The organism is Bacillus sp. NTK071, from assembly GCF_017303315.1.
GTDB lineage: Bacteria > Bacillota > Bacilli > Bacillales > Guptibacillaceae > Guptibacillus.
Genome location: NZ_JAFKOI010000013.1, coordinates 20053 through 36416 on the forward strand (window position 1 = coordinate 20053; position 16364 = coordinate 36416).

A 16364-nucleotide genomic window follows, 5' to 3' on the forward strand; every position below is an offset into this window, starting at 1 on the left:
CGTAAATCACGTATCTTTCTTTATCATCTTTATACCATTTGAAAGGAAGTGTATAATAATGAAAATGTATGATGTTAGCGCACCCATTTTTAATGGAATGGCTGTATACAAAAACAAAGAAGAGAAACAACCAGAAATCAACACAACAACAAACGGTCATGTAACAGAGTCTCGTCTTTCACTCGATGTCCATACTGGTACACACGTAGACGCTCCCCTTCACATGATGAATGATGGCGCAACGTTTGAAACAATTAATATGGAAGACCTTGTTGGACAGGCTAAGGTTATTGATGTAACAAACGTGAAAGGAGCTATTTCTGACAAAGATATTGAGTCTGAGAATATCCAAGAAGGAGATTTCATTCTTTTTAAATCTCAAAATTCATTTGAAGAAGAGTTTAATTTCGATTTTGTATTTGTTGGAGAAGATGCAGCTCGTTATCTAGCCGAACGAAACATCCGTGGCGTTGGTGTCGATGGTCTTGGTATTGAACGTAGCCAACCAGAACATCCGACCCACCGCTCTCTTTTCGAAAAAGACGTCATCATTATGGAAGGCCTTCGCTTAAAGGATGTAGATGCTGGACAGTACTTCATGGTAGCTGCACCATTAAAGCTACAGGGGACTGACGCATCACCTGCTCGCGTTCTTCTATTTGATGGATTAAAAGAAGCATAGTAAAGAAGCCGGGGACACTGTCCCCGGCTTTACATATATTTTATAATAGGCTCTTTTTGTAAGCTTTGTTGCTATAAGAGTAGTCGTTGATTTGCGCTCCAATCAACTTTAAAAGTAAGGTTCTCTAAAGAAAAACGTGTTAATCCCAACAATCTTTTAGAAAAGAGCCTTATCATTTTAAAAAACCGCCGTTCAACTTAATTAAAAGTTGAACAGCGGTTTTTTGTTAATAATTAATCTTCAAGCCATTCTGTGTGGAAGACGCCTTCGCGGTCAATACGCTGATACGTATGAGCACCAAAGTAGTCACGTTGCGCTTGTAGAAGGTTCGCTGGAAGCGTTTCGCTACGATAGCTATCATAGTAAGCAATTGCGCTTGCCAGACCAGGAACAGGAATTCCACGCTGTACAGCAAGTGATACGATATCACGAGCAGCACTTTGATAAGATTCAACGATTTCCTTGAAGTAAGGATCTAGAAGAAGGTTCATTAAACCAGGTTCACGGTCATAAGCTTCTTTAATGTTTTGAAGGAAGCCTGCACGGATAATGCAACCTCCGCGGAAGATCATCGCGATTGAACCGTAATCAAGATTCCAATCATATTCATCAGACGCTGAACGCATCTGTGCGAAGCCCTGAGCATAAGAACAAATCTTGCTCAAGTATAGCGCTTTACGGATTTTCTCGATTAACTCATCTTTATTACCGTCAAATGCTGGTACATCAGGTCCAGCAAGAAGTTTGCTTGCTTTCACACGTTCTTCTTTCATTGCTGAAATGAAGCGTGAGAAAACAGACTCTGTGATGATCGAAAGAGGCACACCAAGATCGAGCGCACTCTGGCTCGTCCATTTACCAGTACCTTTTTGACCAGCTGTATCAAGGATAACATCAACAAGTGCTTTACCTGTTTCAGGATCCTTTTTCGTAAAGATATCAGCTGTAATTTCAATAAGGTAGCTATCAAGCTCGCCTTTGTTCCATTCTTTAAACACTTCATGAAGCTCGTCAGTTGAAAGACCTAGTACATTCTTCATCATGTAATAAGCTTCACCGATAAGCTGCATATCTCCATACTCAATACCGTTATGCACCATTTTCACATAGTGCCCAGCACCGTCTGGACCAATGTAAGTTGTACAAGGATCTCCGTCTACTTTTGCAGCGATAGCCTTAAAAATATCTTCAACTTCACTAAAGGCATCTGGCTGTCCACCTGGCATAATAGAAGGACCATTAAGTGCGCCTTCTTCCCCACCAGACACGCCAGTACCAATAAACCGAATACCTTTTTCTTTCAAATCGTCGCTGCGCTTCTGGGTATCTTTAAAGAATGCATTACCACCATCAATGATAATGTCATCTTTATCAAGGTGCGGCAATAACTGATCAATTGTTGCATCAGTAGGCATGCCCGCTTTTACCATAAGCAAAATTTTTCTTGGTGTTTCAAGTGATTGAACGAACTCTTCAATGCTATATGTATCCTGAAAGTTTCGCCCTTCGACTTCAGACATCATTTCTTTTGTTTTCTCTTCAGAACGATTATAAACAGAGACTGAATAGCCGCGACTCTCGATATTCATCGCAAGGTTTTTCCCCATAACGGCTAATCCAATAACACCTATTTGTTGTTTTGACATCTTATTCCCTCCAGCTATTGTACTTTACTTCTCTAAACCACGACTGCCACTGAAAAGTATACCATAATGCGAAATATACGCTTTTAATAGTATGCACACCCTTAACCAGGTTACTCACATGTAAACAGCCTAACAGTATGCATTATACGTCTTTCTAAGGCACCGTGCAAAGATTAGCAACTAAGGGCTATCATTTCGACTTTCAATTTGTTCAGTTTTTATATATGGTTGGTATAGATGAAATAAATTCAATTCAATATATGCTGATAGCTTGATTAAAGGAGTGTTTAAGTAATGAATGAAAAACAGGTAGCAGGTGAAAAAGCTGCAAGTTATGTTCAGGATGGAATGATTGTTGGTCTTGGCACAGGCAGTACTGTCTATTGGACAATACTCAAAATTGCTCAGATGGTTCAGAATGGCTTATCCATAAAAGGAGTTCCTACTTCTAAAGAAACTGAAAAGCTTGCGCTAGAGCATGGCATCCCACTAATCCCTTTAGAAGAGGTTTCTTCAATCGATTTAACGATCGACGGCGCTGACGAATTGAACGATGAGCTCACATTAATTAAAGGTGGCGGCGGTGCATTGTTGCGTGAGAAAATCATTGCCTACCATTCTACACATATGATTGTTGTAGCTGATTCAAGCAAGATTGTTTCAGAACTCGGAACGTTTCCCTTGCCTGTAGAAGTGGTGCCGTTCGGCCATCAAAAAACGCTAGAAGTGATACGTGAATTGGGCTGTCAGCCATCATTACGCAAACAAAACAATTCGTTATTCTTAACCGATAACGGAAATTATATCGTAGATTGTGCGTTTGAAAGTATACCTTATCCTTCCACCTTACACGATCGAATGAATCAGATTCCTGGCGTTGTTGATAATGGTTTATTTATTGGATATGCAGAGAAAGCAATCATAGGTAAAGGAAGCACTATTACCTTTTTGGAAAAATAGCAAAAGCCCGGCGTATAAATGCCGGGCTTTCATCTGTTATTTAGGCTGTTTTCATAGCGATTGTAGCTATAAAGCTGGTGATTTCCGCTCTAATCAGCTAAGTGTGGTTTTTTATTCAATAATTGTTTCAAAAGCAACAATCTTTTAGAAAAGAGCCTTCTATTTAGGATCTTCTGCTATCAATAGTCTTTATTTAATAATTAGAACGGGACAATGAGAGCGTTGGAGTACGGTATGGCTTACGCTTCCGAGAAACCACTCTCTTAATCCGTTTAAACCTCTGCTTCCCATAATAATGAGGTCACGCTCATGTTCATCGGCATACTGGACAATTTCGTTTCCTGGATTTCCTTCCAGTACCATTGTACGTACGACATGATTTGGGAGCTGTTCATGAAGCTCCTCACTTATTTGTTTCAACAAGTCGACCGCTTCTTTTCTTAATTCGTTTAAAATACTCGCATAGACAACAGCTGAGCTGATTTGGGCTGTGGGATTTAACGCTGTAACCACATCAATTTGAAGAGTGGGGTTTTCCTTTGCCATTGCAATCGCTTCATTGAGCGCCTTCATACTCAAGTCAGATCCATCAAAAGCAACTAGAACATTAGTGTATTTTTTCATCACAACACTCCCCTTCCCTATTATGCTTTCATTATATCACGATTAGATGCCAAGGCATCGTAGTGCTAATCGTGATTAGGCTCTTCTTCTCGCTTCTTTCTATTCAAGGATTGCTCCGTAACGATCGCTGTAATCGATCCTAGAATTAATCCATTGTTTAAAAGCGATGCTGTAAGGGGTGGTGCATTCTGAAAGGCTTCAGGAGGAATAAACATTGTTCCAATTCCAACCATGAAGGAAATGCCTATTACAAATGATTTACCTTCAGAATGATCTTTCTTAAACTCATTGAACGCAATTCCAACCATATTCACAAATACGATAAAGATAACGGCATAACCAACAGGTTCAGGTAATGCTGCAAAAAATGCCATCAGTGCCGGAAACAGGCTAATGATAATAATGAAACCACTTCCGACTATAAACGGTAGCCTCCGCTTCAGCCCTGTTGTCATAATGAAGCCTGCTGCTCCGGAAATTGGAACACTTCCGACTGCAGAAAAAACGCCTCCAAGTAGCTGATTAATACCAGATACGAATCCAGCCTGTCGATATCTGCCCATTGGCTTGGTGTTCGAAATTCTAGCTAAAACCTCTTCAACAACTCTAATGCTTGCGATCATATTCGTTAATAGCAACAGTGTCACAAGTGCAGCTGTTACAATCATCCCAGAATTCCATTCAGGAAAACCGAACGCAAAAATTTCTGGAAGCTGAACAAATCCTCCTTCAGGAACGGTAACAGGCTTCGCTAAACCTAGAATTGCAAAAAGAATCCATCCTATTATTAATATAATCAAAATCGAATATTGCTGGATAATCGCTGGCATTGAACGTGAGAACCAGATCGATACAAGAACAAGAAATAGGGACAACCCTGCTATTCTAAGATCAATCCCCTCTTTTAAATAACCTACTCCCATCATGCCATTTAGAAAGGATCCGCTCAGCTGTGCTACAAGTAAGAGAAGATAAATTCCTGTTACAACTGGAGTGAACAATCGAGACAATCTCTCCACCATCCCAAATGCGCTTAACAGAATAAAAATAAGTCCACTTGCAATCATAGCAAGCTCAAGTGCTTGTAACGTTTCCAGTTTCGAACCAAATAATGCTGAACTTAATCCTGCATATAGGACAAACACTCCCCACCAGAGACCCGCAGGTCCTTCGTTAATTGGTAAGCGGTGTCCAAGCGTTGCTTGAAGAATAGCTGCTACCCCAAGTACAAACATAGTTCTTTGCACAAAGCCTGCCGCCATAGCAGGATCCAACTGGAATAAGCTTGCGATGGCAACCGGTGCTACAATTGATCCCGCAATCATAAATACTGCCCATTGAAGAGCCGATAACGTATTACGCATAGAAAATCCTTCTTTCATCCAAACAAATTATGTACCTTTCTTAATTTTAACAAAGGGACGTAAAGCGGTCATTACGTTTTTTTCCACTATAAAAAAACACATGGCTCTGATATACTAATTTATTGGTGATTTGATTTCGATCAAATACACGGGTGGGAGAGGGAAACACAAGTAAGAAGGGAATAAAGTGAAAAAGAAAATTGATTTTGATTTTCAGGCTCACGATACTTCACTGAAGAAAGAAATTCTTGCAGGCATTACATCATTTTTTACAATTGTTTATATCGCAGCTGTAAACGCGTCAATCCTTGCTGATGCAGGAATTCCTTTCGAAGCAGGAATGATTGCAACTGTCCTGACGTCAGTGGTCGGCTGCCTGTTAATTGGATTTTATGCAAATGCCCCCATAATCCTAGTTCCAGGTATGGGCGTGAATGCATTCTTTACGTATACAATGGTTGAATCAATGGGACTGAGCTGGCAAGTTGCGCTCGCTTCCGTTTTCGTAGCAGGAGTGCTCTTTGCGATTACAGCTTTTACACCTCTTGCAGGTGTCTTGTCTAAAGCAATACCTCGTTCGTTGAAAGAAGCGATAACTGTGGGAATCGGACTGTTCCTTACCTTTATTGGACTACAAAAAGGTGGCATCGTTGTTTCAAGTGAATCAACGTTCGTTGAAATGGGGAATTTAGGATCCGCTCATGTTATGGCAACGCTTGTGACACTAGCATTAGCAGCTATTCTTTTTATTAGAAATGTCAAAGGACACTTTTTGATTAGCATGCTTGCAGGTACAGCTTTAGCATGGTCTCTTGGACTAATTGAAACTGGAAAACAAGAGAGCTTCTCTTTCTCTTCATACGGATCAGTCTTTGGCGCTATGTCATTCGATGATATTCTTCTCGTTCCATTCTGGATTGCTACATTCTCAATGGCAATGATCCTGGTGTTCGAGAACATGGGGCTCCTTCACGGACTTCTCCCTGATCAGTCTAAGTTTGAGAAATCATACAAAGCGAATGCCATCTCTGCTATTTCATCTGGGCTTTTTGGCACTAGCCCTACTGTCTCAACAGTCGAAAGCGCATCTGGTATTTCAGCTGGAGGTCGAACAGGACTAACATCCATCACAACAGGATTATTGTTCTTAACATCCCTATTCTTCATTCCGGTATTCAAGATTATTCCAGACTCAGCCATCGCGCCTGTACTCATCATAATAGGTGGATTAATGATTACATCGATTCAGAACATCTCACTACAGGACTTCTCCGAAGGATTTCCTGCGTTCTTAGTCATCGTCATGATCCCCCTAACATACAGCATCGTAGACGGCATCGCATTCGGCTTCATAGCCTATCCGTTCCTCAAAATAGCACTAGGAAAAGCAAAAGAAGTCCCAGTCCCTATGTATATCATAGCAAGTTTATTCTTCGTAAACTTCTTATTACACTAGAAAAGCGGAAGTGGCCGGTTAGACCCGTCAGGCACTGGAGCCAAACCAAAAGAACACGCCCTTTGTGTTCATTTGGTTTGGTGAAGTGACAGAGGGTCTGGCCACTACAGCTGGATCAGAAAAGCGGAAGTGGCCGGTTAGGTCCGACAAGCGATGGAAGGATTTCATTTGAACATGGCCAGTCGATAAGCACGAAGTTAATATACCCTTAAAAAACCTCCACAATATAATGTGGAGGTTTTTTCAAATCCCTTCCAACTTCATAACCAGAATTTGCAGTGATTAGCCTAAAGCTGAAATGGCAACCTTAAGAATGATTCATTTAAAGGGGTGATGATCAATGAGCCAATCAAAAGGACAGCGTGAAAGACAATTCCGTAAACGGAAAGAAGCACAAAATCCTCACGGTAAAATTAAATCATTAGAGCAGCTTTCTAATGAAACATCTCCTAACAAAACTGAATAGCACAAGATTAAACTCCACTTTTTAAGGGTAAAGTGTCTTTTAGGAAGGTTGAAAGGAGTTTAATTTAATGAATGAAATGACAGTATCTGTCTCTGGAATGAAAGGCGAAGATTGCATACAACGAATCGAGTCCGCTCTTCTATCATTAAATGGAATAGAACGAGCACTCGCAGATTTGAAAGAAGAAATGGTAACCATCGTGTATGATGAAGAAGCTGTTGAGGTTTCTGCAATTATGCAAACAATTGAAGAGGCTGGCTATCAGCCAGTTTAGTGCATGCGAGCCTGCAGTTGCAGGCTCTTTTTTTCTGTTCCACAATCACGCTTTTTTCTACAAAAAAACATTGAAAATTTTCCATGAACTTTCAATCTTCGCGTTTGTAGGATGGTAAGGTATAGCTATAATGATACGTAGCTGAAAGGGGTGCAGTAAGTGGATCAATCCCAATTTAACATTGGTGAAACCTTATTTATTACTCCAAGAAACGAATCGAAATCGATTTCTATAGATGATTATGAAGATATGCTCAAAGAACTTGCAACACTTACTAATGAGAATAAAAAGCTCACGATGGTGAATCAACTCGTAGCTAGCTTAGCACATGAAATTCGAAATCCATTAACCATTATGAAAGGTTTTCTCCAACTGATTAAACCTGATTTAGACCGATTGCACAAGAGTGATATCGCGGACCTCCTTCTCTCAGAAATTCATCGAACTAACGGGTTAATTGATGACTTTCTGAATGTAGCACGCCCAAGGGAACAGACATTAGAGAAGATCAGCATAGCTCCCTTCTTAAGAAACATACTGCTCCTACACCAAAGTGAAGCCACATTAAACCAATGTACGTTTTCAACTAATGTAAACAATCTTTCACAGCCGTTATATGTCATGATTGATCCTGGACAATTAAAGCAAGTACTTCTTAATATAATCAAAAACAGCATGGAAGCAATACGATGTGCAGATAGGGAGAATGGCGCTATTTCGTTATCAGTGTTTAGACGATTGCAATCTATTGATATCCATATTCGTGACAATGGTAGCGGAATGGATGACACGACTAAGTCCAAGCTATTTCAACCTTTTTTTACAACAAAAAAGAAAGGAACAGGTCTAGGCCTATTCCTTTGCAAGCAAATTATTCAAAATCATCGAGGTACGATAAAGGTAAAAAGCAGTCCCATGCTCGGAACTACTTTTTTAATCCAGCTTCCTATCGTTTCAGCAGATTAAAACCCGATTTGATTACTTTCTTCCGTTGTTAAACCATTTCTTCTTTTATGAAGAAGAGCATTAACTTCTCCACCAACAAGAAGAATGATGCCGGTTAAATAGAACCATAACATAAGAATAATCACTCCACCAAGGCTACCATATGTTGCTGAATAATTTCCGAAATTGCTTACATAGAAAGAGAACGCAAGGGAAATAATTTGCCAGCCAATTGTAGCGACAATCGCACCAACAAAAACCTCTTTAAATGGAAAACTCTTATTCGGAGCAAAATGGTAAAGTGCCGCTAGTATGCTTGCCATAATTGCAACAGCTAGCACCCATCGAAGTACTCTGAACAGTATTTCTGTAGATTCAGGTAGATTTAGTGCTGTTGTCATTGTGTTAATAATAACATCACCAAATACGGGTAGAACAAGGGTTACTATAAATACAAGTATAAATCCGATTGTGAGAAGAATTGATAACAGACGTGCTTTAATGAATGACCTTGTTTCGTCGACATCGTATGCCAGATTAAGAGCTCTCATAAGAGCCATCATACCATTGGAAGCAGACCACAGCGTTCCAAGAATACCTACCGTTAATAGCCCTCCCTGAGGTTCACTAATAATCGATATTACGTTATCCTGCAAAATGCTTCCGATTTCCCCTGGTGCATATTTAGTAAGAAAATCGACAGCTTGTTGCTTGTCAATCGACAGGTACGGAAGAATCGATAACACTAATATTAATAGAGGAAAGATAGAGAGCATGAAATAGTAAGCAAGTTCGGCAGCAAGACTCGTAACACGATCCTCTCCCATCTCTTTCCCTAAACTCTTTGCAAATGAAATTCCAGTCATTAGAACGAGGCTCCCTTCGTTTATTCTTTTAATCCCTTCCCTTAATTGCTTTTCCGTAATCGTAAAAAAAGGGAAAGTTGTTTTTCAATACCTTGTTTCTATAAGAGTGGTGGTTGATTTTTTATTAAAACCCCTTTTAAAAACAACAAAATTTTAAAAAAGAACAAAAAGAGAGCAGACTCTCAAGGGCCTGCTCTTTTATCCTATGGTGTTGTTTCAGTTTCTTGATCATCCATCGCATTCATTGTATCGTTTTGCTCAACCATCTGATCAGTTAAATTCAAATGACTTTGCAACTCTGTTTTAGCAGTAGTCAATGACTGATTGTCTAATTGAAAATAGTATGTTGAACCTGGCTGATAATCATATCCAGTTAACTGAAGCTGTTCAATCGAGTCTAATTTAGAAATAAATGGGTATAAACCAAGCGCCTCTCTAAATGTAAAACTCATAGTAAGGTTCTCACCAATACGATCAACTACATCACCGTATTTCGGAATAGATGAAAGCGAGCTTACTTTATCAATAGCAGCCGTAATGACTTCCATTTGTCGCTGACCTCGCTTTAAATCGGAATCCGCTTTTCTTGTTCTTGCAAATGCGAGCGCTTCTTTTCCATTTAGCGTTTGTTCTCCGACTTCAAGGTCAATTTTTCCTTTTGACTCTTTGTAGAGTTGATCAGCGATCAATTGTTCTTTAATGTTTATATCAATACCGCCAAGTTCATCAATAACCGTTTTAAATGCTTTAAAATTCACTCGAACGACCTGATCAATTGGAATTCCGAGCAATCCTTCTACTGTTTTGATTGTTAAATCAATACCACCATATGCATGAGCATGTGTAATCTTGTCCATGCCCCTTCCAGGAATTTGTACATATGAATCTCTAGGAATGCTTAGAAGCTTCATCGATTTATCATCTTGATTAAACGTGGCAACCATTATTGCGTCACTACGTCCATTTGATGAATCTTTTGTATCATCAACACCTAACAATAGAACTGAAAAGTGATCTTTCCCCATGTCAACAGCATTATTTCTTAAATCTGATTGATTTCCCCGTGTAGGTTGCATCATAGATTGATCGGAAACGCTGGACACTTTATAGTAAAGATAACCACCGTAGCCAGCAATACCTACGATAGTGAATAATAGGATAAATAACGTTATTCGCAAAAAGCTTCGTTTCTTCTTTGGTTTATATCGGCTTTGACGGTTCGACGTAATTTCTTCACTCATAAACTATTATCTCCTTCAAGTAGTCTCTCCTTCTCCCACCACATTCATAAACCATTCGTAGTGTAGGAAGGAAGATAGACGGTCAAGATTCATAATAAAAGTAAGGAAAATTAAGTATGTTAATAGTCCTAGCTATTAATGTACCACCTTTTTTTACTACTTTCTACCTAAATTTTTTTCCATTTGAATTATGTAGTTTTGTAAATTTAATCCTACAACTGTAGAATAAGAAAAGAGGCTAAATAGAGAGGATAAAACGTCTTGCAAATTCAAACGAGATCGATACCGTGGATTATTATCGGGAACTATTTTCTATTCGGTTCATTGTGGATTTTGCTTTCTGATACATTACTTTATAATTTATCAAATGATTTCTTATCAAATAAACAAATCGGTATTTTTAAAGGATGGTTTTTCATTCTTTTAACATGTTGCTTCCTTTATTTTCTGCTAAAACACCTACTATCAAAGAACCAGGAGATGGAGAAGAAACTGATTGAGAGTGAAGAACGTTATAGAAGGCTTGTTGAATCCTCACCCTACGGTATCTCCCTTATGCAAAAGGGTAAGATTAACTACACGAATCAAACCGGTCTTGACATGATTGGTATTCGTACACTTGAAGACCTTCACAAAAAACACCTATCTCTTGTAGTTAATCCAGAGGACACGAAACGAATTCGAGCGATACTTGAGCAGATGGAATCAAATCCAATCAGCAAGCCACAAACTGTAGAATATAAACTACTTCGTTCTAATGATGAAATCATTGATGTCGAATCAACGTTTCTTCCAATTATCTTTAAAGATGAAGCAGCAACGATTATCCAGACAAGTGACATCACGGAACGGAAGCGAGCTGTGAAGGAACTTTGGGAAGCAAAGCAGATGATTCAAGCGATTATTAGTGCCTCACCAATCGCTACGCTCGCGCTCGATATGGATGCTAACATACGTCTATGGAATCCAGCAGCTGAGAAAATATTCGGTTGGCGTAGTGAAGAGATTATAGGTAAAAAGAGTCAGATCGTACCTGAGGGAGAGAAAGACATAACCATTCCCGAAATTATTGAACATGGTCATATTGTAAATAAAGAAGTAAGAAGAAAACGAAAAGATGGTTCACTTGTTTATATGGCTTTATCCACTGCCCCTATCCAGGATAAAGACGGTAACATCAATGGAATTATGGCAGCATTCATGGACATTACAGATAAAAAGCAAACAGAAGAGGCACTCATGAAAACAGAGAAACTCTCAGCGGTTGGCCAACTTGCTGCTAGCGTAGCACATGAAATTCGCAACCCTCTTACATCAGTGAAAGGCTTCATTCAACTACTGGAACAAGATGAATCATTAGCAGATAAAGCCCATTTTCTCTCAATCATGTTATCTGAAATTGATCGAATGGATTCAATCATTAAAGACCTTCTCGTTCTAGCAAAACCACAGGTAGAACGGTTGTCTTCTTTCGAAATTGACACACTCCTGTCGTATGTTGTGCAATTGCTCAGTACACAGGCATCGCTCTATAATGTGTTTTTTATAAAGGATTTCTCGAACGATGAATTCAATATATTCGGTGAAGAAAACCAACTTAAACAAGTTTTTATTAATTTAATTAAGAACGCAATAGAATCAATGCCAAATGGTGGACGTGTTTCTTTAAGATTATCAAAGACAGAAGATATTATCATTGTAACGATTCAAGACGAAGGTGTCGGCATTCCACAGCACAAAATTAAAACACTAGGTGAACCATTCTATACAACAAAAGAGGAGGGAACCGGTCTTGGCCTCTTGTCTAGTTTCAAGATTATTGAAAATCACAATGGGTCAATCAATTTCGATAGTACAGTAGGAATAGGTACCACTGTAACCGTTCAATTTCCTAGTACGAAAAAGGAAGAATAGATTAATACGATCATGAAATAAAAGCCTAGTTTCGGAACATTTTTTGTGCTTCCCTCCCTTTATATGCTAAAATATCATTCGTCTCTTATTCTCGAATAAGGTTGACCTGAAGGAGGAAGCAACATTGCAGAAAACAAAGCGAAATGATCCCTGTCCATGTGGCAGCGGCAAAAAATATAAAAAATGCTGTATGACATCTGAAAATGCACAGGATCAATTAGTAGAGCAACTCTATACACAGGAACTATACACAATTCAAGCACAGCTAGTTGAGTATGCTATGAGTGAGCACGATCAGAAGATGGTATCACTCGCAAATGATTTATTCAATCGGTATGACATTCCAGAAAATCTTGAAGAAGCCTACATGCATGGTATCTTTCCGTGGGCAATCTTCCACCAGGCAGTAAACCAGTGGAATAAAACAATTGTGAAAGAATACATCCAACTGTTCTCACATTCTTTCTCATCTGACAAAGTTAAAGAAACAGTTAACAACTGGCGAGAAGCGTATATGTCCATTTATACGGTTGAAGAAGTATCAGGACACACTGCAGTCGTAAAAGAACTTAGTTCTGATCAGCCAATTAGTATCCTCTTGCATGAAGAAATGATTGTTTCTAGAGGAGAAAGCTTAGCAGGCATACTGCTCCCTGTCAAAAATGGGGCAATGCCATTTATCGAGCTCCTTAAAATCGACCCTGACGCTATGAAAACGGTTGAAGAAAAGCTCAAGGAACAAACTTCAGCTAATGACGTGCGCACAATGATGCAGAGCGACTTCCCAGAAATCTTAAGTGAGATCGTAAAGCACGGAAATGGCTCAGACGAATCTGAAGAATCAATTGACATGATCTGGTCAAGGAAAGAAGATGCTGAGATTGCCAAATTGTTAACTGAAAACGTCAGTGCCGAATTTTCTTATGAACAAATTAATGAGGTCCTTGCATTCTGGAAACAGTATAGCAAAGAAGAAAAACCAGTTGTTCGAAAAGCATCCATCTTTGCTGCATCACTTGAATACCTAGCCGCTAAAGTATACGGCTTATCTGCGAGTCAAAGTGCACTTGCCAAGAAATATGGTACATCGCCATCAAGTATTTCAAGTAAGTACAAATCTTTTCATGAACGTTTTGTTCCTACTGCGAAGTCAACAGTATAATTACCCGTTGCAATGAAAACTATTTGTAACATTTACGAGGATTTATGTAATTCTTATCAAAAAAAACCCATAATAACCGTTTGAAATTCAAATCCTGATATACTGAAAGCAATCCAGATAAGCTTTCTCTCAACCCGGAAAGCTAACTGGTATTCCAACATATGATAAAGTAGTACATCCCTTCCCCTCCCCCGGGAAACCTCCTTATTTTAGTAGTGAAAGAGGCGTGTCTATAGACTCGCCTCTTTCTTTGTGATTTTAACTATCTACCTTACTCTCTTCATGTGTAAAATAAAGGATGGAGGTGAAGAAGTATGATAACCATTTTAGCTATTCAAGAGGAGCTCGTTCCCTTGCAAAACCACGCACAGGCTGAAAAGATGGAGAAGTATATGCGTAATCAATTCTCCTTTCTTGGTATCAAAACGCCTGAACGCAGAAAAGCGGTTAAAAAAGCCATTAAAGTACACGGCTTGCCAGACAAGCAAGACTTAAAAACATTGCTCTACAATCTCTGGGATAAGGATGAAAGAGAGTATCAGAACGTTGCTCTCGATCTACTAGATCTTGTGAAAGAGTTCCCTATGGATTACGTTGAATTAATCGAGAATCTAATCACTACTAAATCCTGGTGGGACACAGTCGATGGGCTTGCAGTACATAGTGCAGGTACCTATTTTAAACAATTTCCTAACAAAGTAGAAACAGTAACCGAGAAATGGATTAAGAGTCCAAACCTTTGGTTGAATCGAAGCGCACTTCTCTTTCAACTCTCCTACAAAGCGGATACAGATTTTGAGCTACTTAAACGGTATATCTGTCTTCATTCCCAGTCTAAAGAATTCTTTCTCCAGAAAGCGATAGGATGGGCACTAAGAGAATATTCCAAAACTGATCCTGCAGCGGTTGAGATGTTTATCAAACAAGAAGATTTAGCACCACTTAGCAAGCGTGAAGGTCTTAAAGTGATCAACAAACAATAAGGAAACCCCCATCCGCTTCGGATGGGGGTTAAAAGGCTGCTATTTACCAATAAACTGTTGTGTCCAGATGTTACCTTCTTCAACATAGCCAACACCAATATGAGTAAAGCTACCGTTCATAATATTCTTGCGGTGACCTTCACTATTCATCCATGCATTGACTACTTCTTCAGGTGTTTGTTGTCCTTTAGCAATGTTTTCACCTGCTGATTGATATTCAACACCAAACTGATTCATCATATCAAATGGAGAACCATAAGTTGGGCTGTTGTGTGCAAAATAGTTATTGTCTCTCATGTCTTCAGATTTTGCCTGCGCTACTTTACTCAATTCAGTATCTACTTCAAGTGCAGGCAGTCCTGCTTTCTCACGTTCTTGGTTTGTAAGATTAACAACTTGTTGTTCGAATTCAGATAAAGAGGACTCTTGCTTTGATTGTTCTTTATTTGGTTCTTGTGCTTCTGGCTGAGCTTGTTTTGATGGAGTTGCTTTCTCTTTTTGCTCCGGCTGTGCTTGTTCTTTAGCAGGAGCTTGCTTCTGCTGTGGCTGTTCAGCTTGTGGTTGCTGCTGAAGCTGATCTACTCCTTGAATAGAAATATTGTATTGTTTCTCAAATCGATCAATGATCGATTGTAGATCGTTAATGTTCTTAACCTCGAACGTATGAGCCTTCACTTCTGCGTGAGCGAACTGATTGTCACCCGTGTTCGCAGAACTTGTAGTTGGATTTGTTGCAAGCAGGGCCGCTGCCGCCGTTACACCTAGAATAATTGACTTTTTCAATGTGATTCCTCCTAGTTGGTGAAATTTCTTACAACACGAGATTATCACATGAATACTAGTTTAAAAGACCGTAATAACTTCCTGTAGCGGAAATCCATTCCAATCTTTCAATTAATAAAAATACGATCATTATTCACGTTAAACCTTACTAGACTAGGCTATTTCGTCACTCTATTGACCATAAAAATCAGCATCTGAATTGGAAACATTTCCATATTATAGGATAATCCAGGTGATTAACGTTCCGTTTCAACTGTTTCAAAATGATAACAAAAAAAAGAAGAGTGTAACACTCTCCTCGTTATAGGCTAATTTGTTGATCGCACATCTTTGAATGGAAACCAAACAACTTCCGCTTTGCCAACCACTTCATCAAGTTCTATTTTCCCAAGACCATTTCGACTATCCATGCTTCTTAGTCGGTTGTCCCCCATAACAAATAGTTGATCCTCGGGTACATTGACAGGACCAAAGTCTTCCGTTAAATGCATTCCCATTGTCTCTGCGTCATTACGGTTACTAGAAAGGTAAGGTTCATTAAGTTCCTCTCCATTTACTAATAATTTGTCTTGTTTCATTTCAACCGTATCACCAGGTAATCCTATCACTCGTTTAACATAATGCTTGTCAGCTTCAACATCTTTAATAATGATAATATCTCCTCGTGCAGGCTCTTCTTGTACATATGAAATAAATTTATTCACAAGCAGACGATCACCATCATGCAATGTTGGATCCATCGAAGCACCTTCGACGATATATGGAGCGACGACAAACATTTTGATCACGAATGCGAGAATCATCGCAAATAGTAGAGGAGTTCCCCATTCTTTTAACCAATTCGATTGTGATTCTGTTCTCATGTTATCCCCCTCGAGTTCTATGCCAATATTAACATTTATTCTAGCATCATTTTCCTATATTCACCAGTGAAAGTGCCACCTCCAATCTGCCCATTTTGAGCAAAAAAGTTTATCATGCCCCTTTTTTGTGGAACA

The 16364-nt window shown here is 39.2% G+C and carries 16 protein-coding genes; 9 read left to right on the forward strand and 7 right to left on the reverse strand.

The features are described 5' to 3' along the window. Positions 1 to 58 precede the first annotated feature (58 nt). A complete protein-coding gene (locus JI666_RS16440) occupies positions 59 to 682 on the forward strand; it encodes a cyclase family protein (RefSeq protein WP_206893837.1) in 624 nt (207 codons plus the stop codon). Between the two features lie 233 nt (positions 683 to 915). Here the strand turns inward: JI666_RS16440 and gnd are convergent, their stop codons facing one another. Continuing rightward, positions 916 to 2328 carry an NADP-dependent phosphogluconate dehydrogenase gene (gnd, locus tag JI666_RS16445; RefSeq protein ID WP_206893838.1) on the reverse strand — a complete coding sequence of 471 codons (1413 nt, stop codon included), beginning with the start codon at positions 2326 to 2328 and terminating at the stop codon, positions 916 to 918. A gap of 294 nt (positions 2329 to 2622) precedes the next feature. On the opposite strand from gnd, the gene rpiA reads away from it, so the two are divergent. Continuing rightward, positions 2623 to 3288: a ribose-5-phosphate isomerase RpiA gene (gene rpiA, locus JI666_RS16450; protein WP_206893839.1), complete on the forward strand. Its 666-nt coding sequence runs from the start codon at positions 2623 to 2625 to the stop codon at positions 3286 to 3288. Between the two features lie 189 nt (positions 3289 to 3477). Here rpiA and JI666_RS16455 read toward each other — a convergent pair whose 3' ends face one another. Next, positions 3478 to 3912, reverse strand: coding sequence for a universal stress protein (locus JI666_RS16455; protein WP_206893840.1), 435 nt, complete (start codon positions 3910 to 3912; stop codon positions 3478 to 3480). A 65-nt stretch (positions 3913 to 3977) separates the two neighbouring features. After that, positions 3978 to 5276 carry a purine/pyrimidine permease gene (locus JI666_RS16460; protein ID WP_206893841.1) on the reverse strand — a complete coding sequence of 433 codons (1299 nt, stop codon included), beginning with the start codon at positions 5274 to 5276 and terminating at the stop codon, positions 3978 to 3980. A gap of 187 nt (positions 5277 to 5463) precedes the next feature. Here JI666_RS16460 and JI666_RS16465 point away from each other — a divergent pair, with 187 nt between their 5' ends. From JI666_RS16465 to JI666_RS16475, 4 genes are all read left to right on the forward strand, one after another. Next, the gene (locus JI666_RS16465; RefSeq protein WP_206893843.1) at positions 5464 to 6732 is read left to right on the forward strand and encodes an NCS2 family permease; all 1269 of its coding nucleotides are present in this window, start codon (positions 5464 to 5466) and stop codon (positions 6730 to 6732) included. Positions 6733 to 7072: 340 nt separating this feature from the next. Next, positions 7073 to 7198 (forward strand): DUF6254 family protein, encoded by a 126-nt coding sequence (locus JI666_RS21815; RefSeq protein WP_286170901.1) that lies wholly within the window; start codon positions 7073 to 7075, stop codon positions 7196 to 7198. Between the two features lie 67 nt (positions 7199 to 7265). Next, positions 7266 to 7472, forward strand: a complete 207-nt coding sequence (locus tag JI666_RS16470; protein ID WP_206893844.1) for a heavy-metal-associated domain-containing protein — start codon at positions 7266 to 7268, stop codon at positions 7470 to 7472. 159 nt (positions 7473 to 7631) lie between these two features. Then, a complete protein-coding gene (locus tag JI666_RS16475) occupies positions 7632 to 8438 on the forward strand; it encodes a sensor histidine kinase (RefSeq protein ID WP_206893845.1) in 807 nt (268 codons plus the stop codon). Here the strand turns inward: JI666_RS16475 and JI666_RS16480 are convergent. Both JI666_RS16480 and JI666_RS16485 read right to left on the reverse strand, forming a co-directional pair. Continuing rightward, the gene (locus JI666_RS16480; RefSeq protein ID WP_206893846.1) at positions 8435 to 9283 is read right to left on the reverse strand and encodes a YihY/virulence factor BrkB family protein; all 849 of its coding nucleotides are present in this window, start codon (positions 9281 to 9283) and stop codon (positions 8435 to 8437) included. The genes JI666_RS16475 and JI666_RS16480 overlap by 4 nt on opposite strands. Before the next feature lie 203 nt (positions 9284 to 9486). Next, positions 9487 to 10524, reverse strand: coding sequence for an LCP family protein (locus JI666_RS16485; RefSeq protein ID WP_206893847.1), 1038 nt, complete (start codon positions 10522 to 10524; stop codon positions 9487 to 9489). Between the two features lie 261 nt (positions 10525 to 10785). Between JI666_RS16485 and JI666_RS16490 the strand changes: the two genes are divergently transcribed. From JI666_RS16490 to JI666_RS16500, 3 genes are all read left to right on the forward strand, one after another. Then, on the forward strand, positions 10786 to 12438 hold the full coding sequence (locus tag JI666_RS16490) for a PAS domain S-box protein (RefSeq protein ID WP_206893848.1): 1653 nt from the start codon (positions 10786 to 10788) through the stop codon (positions 12436 to 12438). Between the two features lie 124 nt (positions 12439 to 12562). Then, positions 12563 to 13600 carry a YecA family protein gene (locus JI666_RS16495; protein WP_206893849.1) on the forward strand — a complete coding sequence of 346 codons (1038 nt, stop codon included), beginning with the start codon at positions 12563 to 12565 and terminating at the stop codon, positions 13598 to 13600. Positions 13601 to 13914: 314 nt separating this feature from the next. Beyond that, positions 13915 to 14583, forward strand: a complete 669-nt coding sequence (locus JI666_RS16500) for a DNA alkylation repair protein (RefSeq protein WP_206893850.1) — start codon at positions 13915 to 13917, stop codon at positions 14581 to 14583. 39 nt (positions 14584 to 14622) lie between these two features. Here JI666_RS16500 and JI666_RS16505 read toward each other — a convergent pair whose 3' ends face one another. Together JI666_RS16505 and lepB are read right to left on the reverse strand one after the other, a co-directional pair. After that, positions 14623 to 15366 (reverse strand): YkwD family sporulation-associated protein, encoded by a 744-nt coding sequence (locus JI666_RS16505; protein WP_206893852.1) that lies wholly within the window; start codon positions 15364 to 15366, stop codon positions 14623 to 14625. 308 nt (positions 15367 to 15674) lie between these two features. Further along, the gene (gene lepB, locus JI666_RS16510) at positions 15675 to 16229 is read right to left on the reverse strand and encodes a signal peptidase I (RefSeq protein WP_206893856.1); all 555 of its coding nucleotides are present in this window, start codon (positions 16227 to 16229) and stop codon (positions 15675 to 15677) included. Positions 16230 to 16364 lie beyond the last annotated feature (135 nt).